The organism is Alcaligenes sp. NLF5-7 (assembly GCF_024266725.1).
In the GTDB taxonomy this organism is placed as follows: domain Bacteria; phylum Pseudomonadota; class Gammaproteobacteria; order Burkholderiales; family Burkholderiaceae_B; genus Alcaligenes; species Alcaligenes phenolicus.
Genome location: NZ_CP100755.1, coordinates 815,167 through 829,784 on the forward strand (window position 1 = coordinate 815,167; position 14,618 = coordinate 829,784).

The 14,618-nt window shown below is 56.1% G+C and carries 15 protein-coding genes; 2 read left to right on the forward strand and 13 right to left on the reverse strand.

Annotation, left to right across the window (positions count from 1 at the left end; genetic code table 11):
- Positions 1 to 20 precede the first annotated feature (20 nt).
- The 13 genes from MID00_RS03815 to dacB all read right to left on the reverse strand — a co-directional run bounded on the left by MID00_RS03815 (position 21) and on the right by dacB (position 12,198).
- Entirely contained in the window at positions 21 to 1,331 is a 1,311-nt protein-coding gene (locus MID00_RS03815) for an amidase (protein ID WP_254499719.1), read from the reverse strand.
- Positions 1,312 to 2,478 carry a DUF1116 domain-containing protein gene (locus MID00_RS03820; RefSeq protein WP_250756738.1) on the reverse strand — a complete coding sequence of 389 codons (1,167 nt, stop codon included), beginning with the start codon at positions 2,476 to 2,478 and terminating at the stop codon, positions 1,312 to 1,314. The genes MID00_RS03815 and MID00_RS03820 overlap by 20 nt, the downstream gene beginning before the upstream one ends.
- 9 nt (positions 2,479 to 2,487) lie before the next feature.
- Positions 2,488 to 3,102 (reverse strand): NAD-dependent dehydratase, encoded by a 615-nt coding sequence (locus MID00_RS03825; protein WP_254499720.1) that lies wholly within the window; start codon positions 3,100 to 3,102, stop codon positions 2,488 to 2,490.
- 47 nt (positions 3,103 to 3,149) lie between these two features.
- The gene (locus tag MID00_RS03830) at positions 3,150 to 4,022 is read right to left on the reverse strand and encodes an NAD(P)-dependent oxidoreductase (protein ID WP_254499721.1); all 873 of its coding nucleotides are present in this window, start codon (positions 4,020 to 4,022) and stop codon (positions 3,150 to 3,152) included.
- 20 nt (positions 4,023 to 4,042) lie between these two features.
- Positions 4,043 to 5,008, reverse strand: coding sequence for a PDR/VanB family oxidoreductase (locus tag MID00_RS03835; RefSeq protein WP_254499722.1), 966 nt, complete (start codon positions 5,006 to 5,008; stop codon positions 4,043 to 4,045).
- An 18-nt stretch (positions 5,009 to 5,026) separates the two neighbouring features.
- Positions 5,027 to 6,250 carry an aromatic ring-hydroxylating dioxygenase subunit alpha gene (locus MID00_RS03840; protein ID WP_254499723.1) on the reverse strand — a complete coding sequence of 408 codons (1,224 nt, stop codon included), beginning with the start codon at positions 6,248 to 6,250 and terminating at the stop codon, positions 5,027 to 5,029.
- Between the two features lie 520 nt (positions 6,251 to 6,770).
- Positions 6,771 to 7,649, reverse strand: coding sequence for a LysR substrate-binding domain-containing protein (locus tag MID00_RS03845; RefSeq protein WP_254499724.1), 879 nt, complete (start codon positions 7,647 to 7,649; stop codon positions 6,771 to 6,773).
- A gap of 158 nt (positions 7,650 to 7,807) precedes the next feature.
- Positions 7,808 to 8,197, reverse strand: coding sequence for a hypothetical protein (locus MID00_RS03850; RefSeq protein ID WP_035271170.1), 390 nt, complete (start codon positions 8,195 to 8,197; stop codon positions 7,808 to 7,810).
- Positions 8,194 to 8,583 carry a phage holin family protein gene (locus MID00_RS03855; RefSeq protein WP_009455164.1) on the reverse strand — a complete coding sequence of 130 codons (390 nt, stop codon included), beginning with the start codon at positions 8,581 to 8,583 and terminating at the stop codon, positions 8,194 to 8,196. The genes MID00_RS03850 and MID00_RS03855 overlap by 4 nt, the downstream gene beginning before the upstream one ends.
- Positions 8,584 to 8,741: 158 nt before the next feature.
- Entirely contained in the window at positions 8,742 to 9,059 is a 318-nt protein-coding gene (locus tag MID00_RS03860) for a YqjD family protein (protein ID WP_009455165.1), read from the reverse strand.
- Between the two features lie 145 nt (positions 9,060 to 9,204).
- A complete protein-coding gene (locus tag MID00_RS03865; RefSeq protein ID WP_009455166.1) occupies positions 9,205 to 9,927 on the reverse strand; it encodes a hypothetical protein in 723 nt (240 codons plus the stop codon).
- A 101-nt stretch (positions 9,928 to 10,028) separates the two neighbouring features.
- On the reverse strand, positions 10,029 to 10,679 hold the full coding sequence (upp, locus tag MID00_RS03870; RefSeq protein WP_009455167.1) for a uracil phosphoribosyltransferase: 651 nt from the start codon (positions 10,677 to 10,679) through the stop codon (positions 10,029 to 10,031).
- A gap of 70 nt (positions 10,680 to 10,749) precedes the next feature.
- Entirely contained in the window at positions 10,750 to 12,198 is a 1,449-nt protein-coding gene (dacB, locus tag MID00_RS03875; RefSeq protein ID WP_022983426.1) for a D-alanyl-D-alanine carboxypeptidase/D-alanyl-D-alanine-endopeptidase, read from the reverse strand.
- A gap of 158 nt (positions 12,199 to 12,356) precedes the next feature.
- Between dacB and queA the strand changes: the two genes are divergently transcribed.
- A complete protein-coding gene (gene queA / locus MID00_RS03880; protein WP_009463844.1) occupies positions 12,357 to 13,421 on the forward strand; it encodes a tRNA preQ1(34) S-adenosylmethionine ribosyltransferase-isomerase QueA in 1,065 nt (354 codons plus the stop codon).
- Positions 13,418 to 14,554, forward strand: coding sequence for a tRNA guanosine(34) transglycosylase Tgt (gene tgt, locus MID00_RS03885; protein WP_009463845.1), 1,137 nt, complete (start codon positions 13,418 to 13,420; stop codon positions 14,552 to 14,554). The genes queA and tgt overlap by 4 nt, the downstream gene beginning before the upstream one ends.
- The last annotated feature ends 64 nt before the right edge of the window (positions 14,555 to 14,618 follow it).

The following is a 14,618-nucleotide window of genomic DNA, read 5'->3' on the forward strand; positions in this document are numbered from 1 at the left end:
GCGTAAAAGAAAAAAGAAAACTACACCGCCAGAACTGAACTGCTGTTTAAAAAGCGCTGCTGCAACTGACGCGCCTGTAAAAGCAAAACATCATCCTGGTGCGGCTTTCCAATCAACTGCAAACCCATAGGCAATTTCTGGAAATACCCCAAAGGCAGGGACACCACCGGCAAACCCAGCAACTGCCAGGCACGACTCATGAAAGGTGCCCCCGTTCCTTCGGTTTTATAAGGCGCAACACCGGCTGCCGCAGGTGCCAGAATGAAATCCGCCCCACTATCTGCAAACCACTGCAGCATTGCCTGTTTGAGCGTGTCCGCTCTTTGCAAGGCAGCGATGTACTCCTTGTAGGGAAAAGCCAGACCCGTGCTCATCAAGGACTGCATATGGGCGCTCAAGGTTTCATGCTGCTGTTGCTCGTACACCAGATTCCGGGCCACTTCATAAGCCATGATCTGAGCATGCAAGGCCGTCAATTCAACAACGGCGTCCTGCAAGGGAAAATCCACCAGCGTATGCTCCTGTTCCAACAAATCCTGCTGGCACGCCTGCAAGGTCTCCAGCATCTTGCCCTGAACTTCACCCAATGCCTGCCCGGAGAAAACACCGAACACACAAGCCGCCTGCGCTCCCGGCGAGCTCAGACTCAAGGGCTTGTGCAGCAGAATATTGCGCAGCAAGAGCGTGTCGAGCACGTCATTGCTGAGTATGCCCAGGGAGTCCAGAGACTGAGCCAGCGGCTGAATATTGCGCAAGGAAAACTCGTTCTTGCTACCTACATAGCCAATGCAGCCACAGTAGGACGCTGGCCGTATGACCGATGCCGCCGTCTGGGTCCCGAAGGCGACTGGCACCATGAAATCAGCCACGGCGGCAGCAGAGCCGCTGGAGGAGCCGCCGGGGGTGCGTTCGGCATCATGCGGGTTATTTGTCTTGCCAGCCTGAAAATAAGCGAACTCGGTCGTGACCGTCTTGCCCATCAAAATGCCGCCTGCCGCTTTCATCGCGGTAACGCAGGAGGCATCCATATCCGGAATCCGATCCTGATGAATAGCCGAGCCCATTGTGGTGGGAATACCGGCCGTATCAATGACGTCCTTGACCGCAAAGGGCAGACCCATCAAGGGCGAGGCCTTGTAAAAATCACTGCGGCTTTCGTACTCGGCCAGATAGTCGTCCTGATCAATCAGATACTGCCAGGCACCAATCTTGTCATCGCGTATAGCAATGCGCTCATAAAAGGAGGCCACGATCTCCGGCAGACTGGCTTCGCCCGTATGCAGAGCATGCAGCAATTGATGCAAAGGCAGCTTAAACCACTGTCGTTTCATGCTGCCACTCCTTGAGAGCTTGCAATAAAGAGGCATCCACCGTCGCCACCCCACCACCAACACGGCCACGTTCTCCGGCACCGTCAATCATGCCCAGCAGCACCAACGGCCCGGTATTGTTGGCAATCACTTGCGCAAAATTGCTAATACCATTGCGCCCGGCCAGAAAGGGCAAGCGGGTTTTCAGGAACTTGTTTTGACGCGTCAGGTAGTCCGAGGGTAGAAAGGCGTGCAGATTCCTGGCACTCATTCCCGCCAGATCCAGACACTGGCCACCCAGCCCTACGAAATCCACGACAGCACTATCGCCCAGGGCACCCAGTGCTTTTGCCTGCTCATTACCGGGCTCTTTATTGCCAGCAATAACAGGAGCATCCGTAACCAGCCAAGTTATGGAGCTGGCCAATTGCAAACCAAAGCGCAAGCCATTACCGCCAACTTTAACGATGGCATCCGCGCCATCAGCAGGAGCCTGATTTGCCAGAATCAAGGCACTGGCGGCCATCCAGTAATTCAAGGCCCAGGCCATCGCGCCATATAGAAAGCTTTGGCTGGCGTCGTCATTAATGCCCCAGGAGACAATAATGTCGGCCAACTGCCGGGAGCCATGCATGGTACGAGCATGACCATCATCACCATTGAGCAGGGAAGCCTGAACAATAGGCCCCAGAGCGACCGGCCCCTGAAACTGTGCAGCCAGCCGCGCACCCAAACCCTGATGCAACCAACGCAGATGCGGCACCATTTCATCGGCAAAAATACCCAGGCGGGTACACCATTGCATGCCTTCATTCAGCACCGAGTACTTCTTGTTTTCGGGCTGATTACTGTCGCTGACCTCAATCAGATACATGGACGGCGTGACCACTCCGGCCAATGGCACCACCACGCCGTAATCCTGCGCGGGAGCCAGTTGCACGCCCCCTGCGTCCAGCAAGGCTTGCGCCTCTTGTTTGCTAGCTGCCCAGCCCTCATACAGAATGCCGATCAAAGCCGAATTTCGGATTGCGGCAGGCAACTCCTGTGCATCCCGAAACGGTGGCCCGGCATGCAGGACCAGGCGGCCTTGCGAGGGCAAAATGGATTGCAGAGGCCGGACCCCTGTCCAGGCTGGCATCACGGCCTGCGTCTCTACATGCTGAGCCATATCGTCTCCTTACGCCACGCGCACCCAGGTTTCGCTGTTCGCCAGGCTGGCGGACTGCGCACGCGAGCCGTTAAAGTCCCGCTCTATGGTGTTGCCCGGCAAGGCCGTGCCATTGATCAGCACCCTGGCTTGCTGGGCCGGGTGGAACACGCACATCATTTCGTGCTGCTGGGTTTGGGTCTGGCTTTGCGGCAGGTCCACACAAATCGCTGGCTGCGTCATGTGATGCCATTGCAATTCCACCGCCAGACCTGCACTGGCGGAGGTGACAGATTCGCTGACCAGCTCAGGGAAACGGTTCACTGTCTGGAAAACACCGTCACTCAACACTTGCAACTTGTCCAGCGCCACCGCCTTGCGAAACAGACCAAAATGGCGCACGAAGTCCCGTACCAGATACTCGGCCAAAGGCTGGTTGTCCGTAATCAGCAAACGCGCGTCGCTGTCCTGCCCGTCTTCGTAAGGCTTGTCCAACACCAGGATGGCCTGGCCGCTGCCATACGCCGAGCTGGCGATGCGAAAGTACAGGGACAAGGACGACCAGTCCTGTTCAGGGTCAGTCTTCAAGTAAATAAAAGGGTTGTCACCCGTCCAATCCAAGGTGCCGGTTTTAATTCCCGTCATGCTCAAGTCTCCGTGTTCAATATAGTCGTCATGGGTGCCTGGGCGTTTCACGCCAGGTCTTTTTCCACCGCGTATTCCTGGCGCAGTAGCTGGAAGTCCGTGCTTGGTTGCCAGCCCAGAATTTCCTTGGCCGCATGGCTGCTGAAAATGGAGGCACGGGGATTGTTCTGATACCAGCGCGGGTTCTTGATTTCAGGCACAGGGCCGATAATCTGCTGATACCAGTCCGTGGTTGCCAGGGGGTGGGAGCTATCGTCTGCGCTGATGAAAAACACGCCGTAGCGTAAACCTTGCAGATTCACGGCGGCCTCAAAGGCACGCGCCAGATCCGCAGCCCAGATGTAATAGAACAGCCAGTTACGCTGCGGGCTGTCAACGAACTGGATGTACTCGGCAATGGTTTCCGGCAGCACCACGGCCAGCGGACGCAGACAGATCACTTCCATATCGCTGGCATCGCTAAAGCTTTTTGCCATCTGCTCCATGATGATCTTGCTGACGCTGTAGGCCTGATAAGGCTTGTTTTCATGGGCCTCGTCCACAGGCAGATAACGGGGTTTCCAATCAGCTCGCATCTCGGACAGACCGCAAGCGGAAATGCTGGAACACAGCACCACTTTCTTGACACCGTTTTCGCGACAGGCTTGCAGCACATGCCAGGTGCCGCGCACATTGACGTTGATGTACTGCTCCTCAGCAGCCTTCCAGTCGAAATCAATCGCCGCCAGGTGAATCACGGCATCGGCATCTTTGGTGGCCGCACGCACGGCCTCCAGATCCATCACATCCGTTTGAATAAAGGAAACCTGATGCTGGCTGGGTTTCAGATCCGCCACGACCACATCCATGGTCTGCATCAATTGCTGTACGACGTACGAGCCCACACGACCCGAGCCGCCTGTAACCACCACTTTTTTCATGGTGTTTCTCCTGTTTATTGTTATAGATCCAAAACCAGTTCGGCCGACAAGGCGCGCGAAACGCAGATCATCATGGTTTCATTCAGCTGCCGTTCTTCTGGCGACAGCACAAAATCCCGATGCTCCGGCAAACCGGAAATCACCACAGTTTCGCAGGTGCCGCAGGTGCCGTTCTGACATGAGCACTTGACCCGTACGCCTTCCCGTTTCAAGGCGGCCAGAATCGTTTCATCCCCCGCTACCGCGATGCTTTTGCCCGACTTTTGCAAAGTCACGGTAAAGCCCTTACCTTGCAGCAGGGCCGGATCGGTCTCTACCGAGAAGCGTTCCAGCACCAGTTGCCAGCCAATATCGGCCTGTTCCTGTTGATAGTTTTCCAAAGCGGTCAGCAATGGTTGCGGACCGCAGGAATAGACGACGGTTTGTGCATCCAGCGTTTTCAATACGCCTTGCAGATCAAACAGCCCGTCCTGATTGGAGGCATGCGTGGTGATACGCGCAGCATCCACTTGTTGCAGCTCTTGCAGAAAAATAAAATCCGCTGCGTTTCTTGCCAGATACAGCAAGTGCCAGTCCAGGCCGGCTGCCGCAGCGGCCTGGACCATGGGCACGATAGGCGTGATGCCTATGCCCCCGGCCACAAAAAAGCACTTCTTGTTTGCAGCAAAGGGAAAGTGATTTTTCGGCACGCTGACAGCCAGCGCATCACCTTCCTGCAACACCTCATGGATATACGCAGAGCCGCCCCGCCCGGCTTCTTCTTTCAGAACGGCAATTTGCCATTCACGGGTATTGGCCTGCTGGCCACACAAGGAATATTGACGGTAAAGCGGTTCGGTCTGCGACACCGCCAGCTCCAGCTCAATATGCGCACCCGGCTCCCAGACAGGGAACGCGTCCCCGTTTTGCAAACCCAGGGTCAGGCCCACAACGCGCTCTGACAGCCTGGTTTTCTTCAGCACGCGTGTTTGCAAAGTTTGCTGCATGATGCTGCTCCTGCTCCCTTAGGCAATCGCTCGGATCGGCAATACCCGGCTTTGCTCGTCCACACGGCGCTCTTCTGCGCGGTACAGATCAATCAGCCAGTTTTGCAAACGCTTGATGACCAGCTCTTCATTGGTCAAACGACCACGGGAGGCAAAGTTGGATTGCATGCCCTGATGCGAACGACGCCAGGCAAACAGGTCCTCAATCATCACGGGGTACAGATCATCGTGTTCCTGATCGAACTTCTCTTTGTGGTCCTCGCGCTCCAACGTTTCCTGCGGGTACATCCAGGACACGCCATAGGTGGACTGCTTGGCGCTCTTGGGCAGCCACATGAAGTACTTCACCTTGTCGGGCATGGCCACCAGCAAGAGGTTGGGAGCCACGGTCACGTAAGAAAGCTGGGTCCGCTCCTGGTCAGTCAAGCCCTTCATGGGCGGCTGCAAGATGGAGCCGGTATGCGTAGGGGCGGCGTCTTTGTGGGTGGAGAGCAGGTTATAGGAGACAATGCCATTGGCCACATCATTGAAGACAGCGGTTTCATCAACACGATCCGGATTGGTTTCATACATGCCGCCCCAGGAGGAGGCGTGCAAAAAGCTGCAGTGATAGCACTCGTCATTGAAGATCTTCCAGTTCCAGTCGAAACTTTCCATCTTCAACGGTTCCGAGGACTTCAGCTCGGACATGCGGTAGTTCGCCAACTGCTTGCCCAGATTGCCCAGGCGGGTGTGCAAGGCCGGTGCCATGGCGTCGTAGTTGATGAAGATAAAGCCTTCCCAAACCTCGGCGCGGATCTTGGGCAAACAAACACTCTTGGGGTCAAAGCTGGCACCGGTATCGGTCAGACCTGGGGCGGAAACCAGCTCGCCTTCCATGTTGTAGACCCAGGCGTGCAAGGGGCAGCTGATGCGGCGTACATTGCCTGCCCCTTCCAGCAACAGCATATTGCGGTGACGACAGACATTGGACAGTACATTGATGCCACCTTCACGAGTGCGGATGGCAAACAGCGCATCATTGCCTACGTCGAAGGTGAAGAAGTCACCGGCATTGGGGATGTCAGTGGCACGGCCCACACAGAACCACTGCTTTTTCCAGACGGCATTCAGCTCAAACTGGAAAAACTCTTCCGAGGTAAAGCACTCGGGGGGCAAGGCGAAAACCTCGTCGGTTTCCTGCTGAAAGTAGCTGCGGTCAAATTCTTCAATCGCAATGGGCGAGCGTAGAGCGGTATTCATCTCAGTATCTCCTCTGGTTTGCATAAGCACCATGAATGGCTTTTATTAGGTCAGGCCAATCATGCGACAGGGAGCGACGCTTGAAAATTGAGCAAATTTGACGGAACGATGAGTTTTTTTTGTTGCTGAATATAGGTAACGAGAAAGCGGTAGGTCGCAAGCACTGCAAAGTGTGGAAATTCGCAGCGTCATGAAACCCGATTCATGGCTGCGTGCCAGGTATTTGGCAAGCAGGCATGAGCGGTGTGAGAACTATGCGAAGCTTGATATAGCCTCCAGTCACACGCATCAGATCGGGGTTCCACACCCTGATCGTTGAGAAATGAGCAATGAACGACGTGCGATGAGCGATGAGCGATGAGCGATGAGCATCCAGCCTGGTTCGGAAAGGCCGACACATAAAAAAACCTGCATATTTGCAGGTTTTTTTAAAGACGCAGGGACAGCGACAAGATCAGCAAAGAGCTGAGAAAGCCCGGTCACCGAGCACAACACATAGAAGCCATCTAGCAGCTATCGCCTAGCGTATTGCAATCGACGCCACCCAATCCACAAACTCCTGCTCCTGTCGGCTAAGGTTTGCCTCCTTGGGGTAGGCCAGGAAATAGGCGTACTCTTCCAGGCACACATTGAACAGCTGGACGATTTCCTTCCTGTCGATCAAAGGCTTCAGCAAGGCCGGACAGCCCAGCATCACCCCTTGGCCATTCAAGACCGCATTCATGCGCACATTGGTGTCATCAATGTGAAAGCTCTTCTTGGCCGTCAGCTCCTGTCCTGCTGCCTTGCGTAACCACTGCTCCCAGCACAGCTGATTTTCTTCATGAATCAGCACATGCAGGTTCAGATCTTCTGGGGACGTAATCTTGCCATGCGCCTGCAGGTAAGACGGCGCACAAACAGGCGTCAAATTGCCGGGGATGATACGCAAGGTTTGCAACTGCGGCCAATCGCCCTGCTTGCCCCAGACGATAGCAAAATTGATGTTGTCCCTGAAAAAATCCGGAGCCTGCAGCCTGTGCAACAAGTTGATTTCAATGTCTGGATGCTTCAGCCAGAAGTCTCCCAACTGCCCGGTAAACCACATGCTGGACACAAAGGGCCGCAAGGATAGATTGATGCGGCTCTTGCCGTGCGGCATGCGCAATTCGCTCAAAGCCTGATTGATCTCGTAAAACGGCCGTTGCAAACGGTCGAATAGAAACTGACCCTGATCCGTTAGTTCCAGAGATCGGTTCTTGCGCAGAAACAGCTTGCAAGCCAAATACTCCTCCAGCACCTTGATCTGGTGGCTGACTGCCGAGGGAGAGACCAGCAGGTCTTCTGCCGCCTTGGTGAAGTTCAACCTTTGCGCCGACACCGTAAAGGTTCTTAAGGCATTCAGTAATGGCACCTGCATGACGGGCTATGTCTCCTGATGTGGGTAGCTTTGTTCTGGAATTATTTATTATCGGAGCATAAGCCTTGCCGCCTTCAAAAACCAGTCAGGCAGAACGCCGAGCTTGCGGCAGGCAAAAAAAAACCGGCCTGGGCCGGTTTTCAAACAGACAAGCAGACTTACTCGTCCACATCGGTTTTGCGTCGTACCGGAACCAGTACATTGCGTGCTTTCTCGCGTGCCGACTTGGAAGAATCAAACAGTTTCCAGGCTCCCAGAGCCAAAGCCCCGATACGCATCCAGCGCCCGCCAAAACTGCTCAGCACGGCAGAAGCACCGGACAACAGGAACGGATAACGGCGCGACAAGGACAGCGCGCTGGTGACTACACCGCCCATGCTCAAACCCGACGGCTTGACGCTGTTCCACAAATTGCCGGGGCTTAAATCTTCGCCCAGGGAGTGGATCTGGGACGACATGGTCTGCCGCTCCAACGAGGCGCGGACTCGCAACAGTTCAATACGCACAGCCCGCTCCTGGGCGGACATGCTCTCTTGCTTCGTGCTCATTTGCCGTCTCCCTCGGAATCCCTCAAGCGCTCAATAAACGCGACATCGCGACGCAACTCGGACAAGGTGGCCGAAAAAGGAATCGGGCCTGTAGTCAGACGACGGCGTACGGCCAGGAAAAGACCCACTCCCAAACCGGCATACAGAACGACCAGCACTCCCAAAGCCCAGTAACGATAATCCGTAGGCCAGAAGTACAAGGCCAGCAACAAGCTGAAAACCAGCACCGCCAGAGTGGAGAACAGCAGTGCGCCAAACACCATGCTGAAGATGGTTATCAGGCTTGCCTTTTGCTGACCGGCTTCCAGAGCGAACAGCTCCAGCCTGGTACTGACAGCCCCTATCAAGGTAGAACCAAGCTGACTGATAGTTTGCCTAAGCGCCATGATTTATCCCTGCTCTGCGACATCTTGCCATTGCATGCAATGGCAAGAGCCTGATTTCTAAGAGGCTGCCGATCTGGACCGCAAAGTCCAGATCGGCAGGGCTGCTTTTTATGCTGCTGCAACCCCGCAAAGGGCCCGCAGCGCAGAGCAAAGACAGATTAACGACGGCTGATCAGCATACCGAACATCAGGCCCACAATACCGGCCACGCCAATGGCTTGCCAGGGCTTGTCGTGGACATAGTTGTCGGTTGCCTTGGCGGCACGCACACTGTGCTCGACCACGGCTTCCTGAGCATCGTGCAGGGAATCCCGGGTCACACGCAGAGAGCGCAGCGCCTTCTCACGCAGCTCACCGGCCTTGTCGCCCGTGGCTTCAGCGGCCTCACGCATCAGTTTTTCAGCTTCATCCAAGCTCGCTTTCACTTCTTCGATGAATTTGTCTCCGCTGTTTTCCACACTTTTCTTGGTAGCCATAAATAACTCCTTGCAGTTGAAAGGGACACGCGACAAATACGTATCGCCAAGTGAATGGCGCCATAGCAGCGCCGCACAAAATTCTTTAACCCGCTGTTTTCAGGATAAAGATACTCGATGTACCTGAGACCAGTCAGTCGCAGGTTTACTTCAGTTGCGTCACATCCACCGTGGACGGGACACCGTTCTGAATACTTTCTTGCTTCATCACCATCTGCACATCCGGGCAATACCAATCCGTAACCTGGGAGTTGATGCCCGGTATGGGCAGACTGATGCCACTGAAACTGGCCTGAGTAGGCTCGATCTCGCGTTGATAACGAATAGGCCAACATTGGTAATTGCCCAATGCGGTCTGTACCGATTGTTGAGCTCCAACCGTCTTGGCACCAGTATGAATGCGCAAGACATTGGCGTTGGACTGGGAGCGCTTGTCCAGATTGATCTGGAAATCCTGGCGCGGGAAGGTTTGCCCTTCCTGCAGCCCACCGTGTTCGTAGGAAAACAGGCCCAGCAGGCGCAGGTCAAACGAACCTTGAACGGCTTCCAGACCACCACGGCCATCATCGCGCTGGAAACGGGTGCGGCCATCGCGCACCGTCATCACGTAGTCAATATTGGGCTTGCTGGCCGGCAAACCGGCCAGGGCTACACTGGCCTTGCCCTGTACACGCGCCTGGCACTGATCACCGCCCTGCTTTTTCACGTCAGAAAAAGCCAGATCAGCGCCCAAGGCCAAAAAGCCCGAGCCAGTCAGTTGTATCTGCCCACCGTCACGCATGAAAGGCACGTCACACAAACCAGCCTGAGCCGAGCTCAGGCCCAACATGACCAACAGCGGTGCAGCCATCCAAGCATTCAGTTTCATGTACATCCTGATTCAGTGAAACTTAGATTCGACTCTTTATTATGCCTATCCCCTCTGGCGTACTGGCAAGGGATTGTAAAAAAGCACGACAAGTTCTGGACTTAGAGTTCGCCGTCCTGAACCTTCTGGCGAGTACCAAAAATACGGTCGCCCGCATCGCCCAGCCCCGGCACGATATAACCATGCTCGTCCAGATGCTGATCAATGGACGCGGTATAAATATGAACATCAGGGTGATGTTTTTCAAGAGTGGCGATGCCTTCCGGAGCCGCCACCAACACCAAAGCGCGAATATTCTTGCAGCCTGCTTTTTTCAGCAGATCAATTGTGGCGACCATGGAGCCGCCCGTTGCCAGCATGGGGTCAATAATCAGGGCCAGGCGCTGATCCAGCTCGCCGACCAGACGCTCCAGATAGGTCTGGGCTTCAAAGGTTTCTTCGTTGCGAGCAATACCAATCACGCTGACTTTGGCGCCAGGAATCAAGCTCAACACCCCGTCCAGCATGCCAATACCAGCGCGCAAGATAGGCACAACTGTCACTTTCTTGCCAGCCAGCTTTTCCACTTCCACATTGCCACACCAACCTTCAATGGTGGTGGGTTCCAGAGGCAGATCCTTGCACGCCTCGTAGGTCAGCAAAGAGGCAATTTCCTGAGACATTTCGCGGAAATTTTTCGTGCTCAGATCTGCCTTGCGCATCAAGCCCAGCTTATGGCGGATCAAAGGGTGGCGTATTTCGTGTATGGGCATGATTGCTTCATCAAATTAGGGACTAACTAAAAACAGGGCTGCTGCACAGCAGCCCGCACTATCGTGATCGTCAACGTACTGCCAGCCACTTCACCACCGCATCAAAAAAGGGTCGGGCAGAGGCAGAACGTTCGTCATTGACCATCATGACGACAATATACCGCTTTCCGCTGGCTCCCAGCACGTAACCGGCCAAGGCACGACTATCGCGCAGCGTGCCGGTTTTCAAGTGGGCACGGCCCTGAACCTCGTCATCGCGCAAGCGCGAACGCACCGTGCCGTCCACACCGGAGATCGCAAAGGACGAAATGTACTCGGGCATCCAGTTCGAGCGCCAGGCGACTTTCAGCATGTCAGCCATGCCGCCCGCCGTGACGCGGGCATTGCGTGACAGGCCCGAGCCGTTGTCCACGGTCCAGCCTGCGGTATTCACGCCCTGGCGACCCAGCACGTTCATGACGGCGCGCTCGCCGGTGGCCACCGTGGCACCGGGACCATTCATTTCTGCGCCCACGGTCAGCAAGATGGTACGGGCCATCACATTGTTGCTTTGCTTATTAATAAGACGGATCAGGTCAGACAGGGACTGCGAGTCATGCCAGGTAATCGCCTGCGCACGAGCCGGCACACGGCCTGCTTTGATGTCGCGGGCCAGGGTGCCGCCCAGATCGCGCCACAGGCTGCGGAACAGCTTGTCGAAAAACTCGGTTTGGGAATGAACCAGACGGTAAACGCTGAACTCACCGCAAGAAGCGGCGGCCTTGCCACTGACACGGACCACCATGCCACCGGCTTCAGGCTGAATCTGGGTACCAACAACAGGCGAACCAGGGCAGGTCGCCGTCGACCACTCGACTTCACCCTGTACGCGCACTCCGGGCAAAGGCGGGTCAATAATCGCAATCCATTTGCGCGCCTGTGTATCTGGCTGGAACACCAGCCGGGAAGCGCCTAGCCCCACCATCATGGCATCCGGGCTGGCGTTATAGGGACGGTCACCCGCATTATCGAAATCACCCGGATTGATGGTGACGTTGCCGAAGATGGAACGATCCACAATAACTTCGGTCAGATTCTTCACCCCACGCAAGCGGAGCTCGCGCAACATGTCCCATAACTGCGGCACGGTCAAAAACGGATCGCCCCCCGCCTTGATGTACAGAGGCCCTTTCAAAGTGCCTTGTTCGTCCACCTGCAGGCCGTCCTGGGCCATTAACGTCGTACGCCAGGTATATTCTGGCCCCAGAGCGGACAAACCGGCCCAGGTACTGACCAGTTTCATTACCGATGCGGGGTTACGGGGCTCCTGGGGATTGACGCCGATCAGGCGCGGACCGTCCACCTCGTCTACCACGATGGACAGAGACGATTGCGGCAAGCGGCTGGCGTTCCATACCGAAGCCAGCTCGGGCGGCAAGGCCTGGGCTAGGGCTAGTGATGCGCCTTGCACCATGAGCAAGGTGGCCAGAGCCACGTGCTTGCAACGACTCAAAACAGGCTTTGCCTTTAAAACGCCCATGCCCTCGTCTCCAACAGATCAATTCAGGAAAGACCCAAGCATACCGAAAGAAAAACACCACGGATATGGCCGTTTCAGCAATCTGGCGGCAAAGCGTTAAAATAGTCGGTTACCCCATCAGGCCCGGCCTTCTGGCCAGTGGCCCTTTACGACAAACCATGAGCATCGACCCCTCTTTAACTATCGCCCAGTTCGACTACGAGCTTCCCCCTGATCTGATCGCTCAAAGCCCGCCGGCCCAGCGCCAGGGCAGCCGTCTGCTGCATCTGGACGGTGCCAGCCAATTGCATGACCGCCAGTTCACCGACCTGCCCAGCCTGCTGCGCAAGGGTGACCTGCTGGTCTTTAACGATACGCGCGTCATCAAGGCCCGCCTGCATGGCCAGAAAAGCAGCGGCGGCAAGGTGGAAGTGCTGATCGAGCGCGTAACCGGCCCCGATACGGCTCTGGCCCATATCCGCGCCAGCAAGTCCCCCAAACCTGGCACGTTGCTGGAACTGGCCGACGGCAAGGTACTGGCCGATTGCACCGGGCGGGAAGACGCCCTGTTTGCGCTGCGCTTTCACGAGCCTGTGCTGGACATGCTGGAGCAATACGGCGCCACGCCTTTGCCACCCTACATTACCCACGCAGCGGACGAGGAAGACGACTCGCGCTACCAGACTGTTTACGCCCGTCACCCCGGTGCCGTGGCCGCCCCGACGGCTGGCCTGCACTTTACCGACGACATGCTGAACACCTTGCGCGAGCAAGGCGTGGACCAGGCCTTTGTGACCTTGCACGTGGGTGCAGGCACTTTTCAGCCTGTGCGTGTGGACAATATCAGCGAGCACGTCATGCACGCCGAGCGTTACCATGTGCCCGCCGCCACCCTGGCCAAGATCGAAGCCACCCGCGCTGCCGGTGGCCGCGTCATTGCCGTGGGCACCACCAGTGTGCGTTCGCTGGAGTCTGCCGCCAGCAAAGAGCCCGGCATGAACCAGCGCTGCACCGATGGCAGCATTGAAGGCGACACGCGCCTGTTCATTACCCCCGGCTTCCAGTACCAGTGGGTGGATGCACTGATCACCAATTTCCATTTACCCCAGTCCACCTTGCTGATGCTGGTATCGGCCCTGGCGGGGATCGAACCCATACAACGTGCCTACCAGCACGCCGTCCAATCCCGGTATCGCTTCTTTAGTTACGGCGATGCTATGTTCATTGAGCCTCCTACCCCATGAGTGGACTGAAGTTTGACCTCTTAAGCACCGATGGCGCCGCTCGCCGTGGCCAGATCACCCTGAACCACGGTGTGGTGCAAACCCCCATTTTCATGCCGGTAGGCACCTATGGCAGCGTCAAGGCCATGATGCCGCACGAGCTGAACGAGATTGGCTCGCAGATCATATTGGGCAATACCTTTCACCTGTGGCTGCGTCCGGGCACGGAGGTCATGGACAAGTACCAGGGTCTGCATAATTTCATGCAATGGGACAAGCCCATCCTGACGGACTCGGGCGGTTTTCAGGTGTTCAGCCTGAAAGGCATGCGCAAGATTACCGAGGAAGGGGTGAAGTTTGCCTCCCCCATCACCGGCGAGCGCCTGTTTCTGACGCCTGAAGTGTCGATGCAAATCCAGTACTCCTTGAACTCCGATATTTCCATGGTGTTCGATGAATGCACGCCCTACTTGATTGACGACCGTCCCGCCACGCATATCGAAGCGGCTAAATCCATGCGCATGTCCTTGCGCTGGGCTCGCCGTTCACGCGAGGAATTCAAGCGTCTGAATAACCCCAATGCCCTGTTTGGCATTGTGCAAGGCGGCATGTACGAGGACCTGCGCGACGAATCCCTGGCTGGTCTGACCGAAATCGGCTTTGAAGGCTATGCCATTGGCGGCCTGTCCGTAGGCGAGCCCAAAGAAGACATGATGCGCATTCTGGCGCACACCACCCCGAAACTGCCTACGCATGCCCCCCGCTATCTAATGGGTGTGGGTACACCGGAAGATCTGGTCGAAGGGGTCAGCCAGGGCGTGGACATGTTTGACTGCGTCATGCCCACCCGCAATGCGCGCAATGGCTGGCTGTTTACCCGTTACGGCGACATCAAGATACGCAATGCCCGTTACCGCGACGATACCCGCCCGCTGGATCCCAGCTGCACCTGCCATACCTGCAAGCATTTCTCGCGTGGCTACTTGCATCATTTGCAGCGTTCCAATGAAATTACCGGCTCGCGTTTGAATACCTTGCACAATCTGCATTTCTATTTGCAGATCATGCAAGAGATGCGCGATGCTATCGAGCAAAAGCGTTTCGCGGCCTGGCGGGAGCAGTTCCACCAGGATCGGGCGCGCGGTATTGAATGACACGCTGTTTGTGATACCGCAATAAAGTGCCGCTACAATACACCGTTAGTTTTTGACAACCCAC

What these genes read in the sequence shown, in the direction of transcription:
- MID00_RS03845 (WP_254499724.1), bottom strand. Translation starts at nt 7,649, where the DNA reads ATGCAGGTGCCATTACTGAATGCCTTAAGAACCTTTACGGTGTCGGCG.
- queA (WP_009463844.1), top strand. Translation starts at nt 12,357, where the DNA reads ATGAGCATCGACCCCTCTTTAACTATCGCCCAGTTCGACTACGAGCTT.
- MID00_RS03830 (WP_254499721.1), bottom strand. Translation starts at nt 4,022, where the DNA reads ATGAAAAAAGTGGTGGTTACAGGCGGCTCGGGTCGTGTGGGCTCGTAC.
- MID00_RS03855 (WP_009455164.1), bottom strand. Translation starts at nt 8,583, where the DNA reads ATGGCGCTTAGGCAAACTATCAGTCAGCTTGGTTCTACCTTGATAGGG.
- MID00_RS03865 (WP_009455166.1), bottom strand. Translation starts at nt 9,927, where the DNA reads ATGAAACTGAATGCTTGGATGGCTGCACCGCTGTTGGTCATGTTGGGC.
- MID00_RS03825 (WP_254499720.1), bottom strand. Translation starts at nt 3,102, where the DNA reads ATGACGGGAATTAAAACCGGCACCTTGGATTGGACGGGTGACAACCCT.
- MID00_RS03815 (WP_254499719.1), bottom strand. Translation starts at nt 1,331, where the DNA reads ATGAAACGACAGTGGTTTAAGCTGCCTTTGCATCAATTGCTGCATGCT.
- MID00_RS03850 (WP_035271170.1), bottom strand. Translation starts at nt 8,197, where the DNA reads ATGAGCACGAAGCAAGAGAGCATGTCCGCCCAGGAGCGGGCTGTGCGT.
- MID00_RS03835 (WP_254499722.1), bottom strand. Translation starts at nt 5,008, where the DNA reads ATGCAGCAAACTTTGCAAACACGCGTGCTGAAGAAAACCAGGCTGTCA.
- dacB (WP_022983426.1), bottom strand. Translation starts at nt 12,198, where the DNA reads ATGGGCGTTTTAAAGGCAAAGCCTGTTTTGAGTCGTTGCAAGCACGTG.
- tgt (WP_009463845.1), top strand. Translation starts at nt 13,418, where the DNA reads ATGAGTGGACTGAAGTTTGACCTCTTAAGCACCGATGGCGCCGCTCGC.
- MID00_RS03820 (WP_250756738.1), bottom strand. Translation starts at nt 2,478, where the DNA reads ATGGCTCAGCATGTAGAGACGCAGGCCGTGATGCCAGCCTGGACAGGG.
- MID00_RS03860 (WP_009455165.1), bottom strand. Translation starts at nt 9,059, where the DNA reads ATGGCTACCAAGAAAAGTGTGGAAAACAGCGGAGACAAATTCATCGAA.
- MID00_RS03840 (WP_254499723.1), bottom strand. Translation starts at nt 6,250, where the DNA reads ATGAATACCGCTCTACGCTCGCCCATTGCGATTGAAGAATTTGACCGC.
- upp (WP_009455167.1), bottom strand. Translation starts at nt 10,679, where the DNA reads ATGCCCATACACGAAATACGCCACCCTTTGATCCGCCATAAGCTGGGC.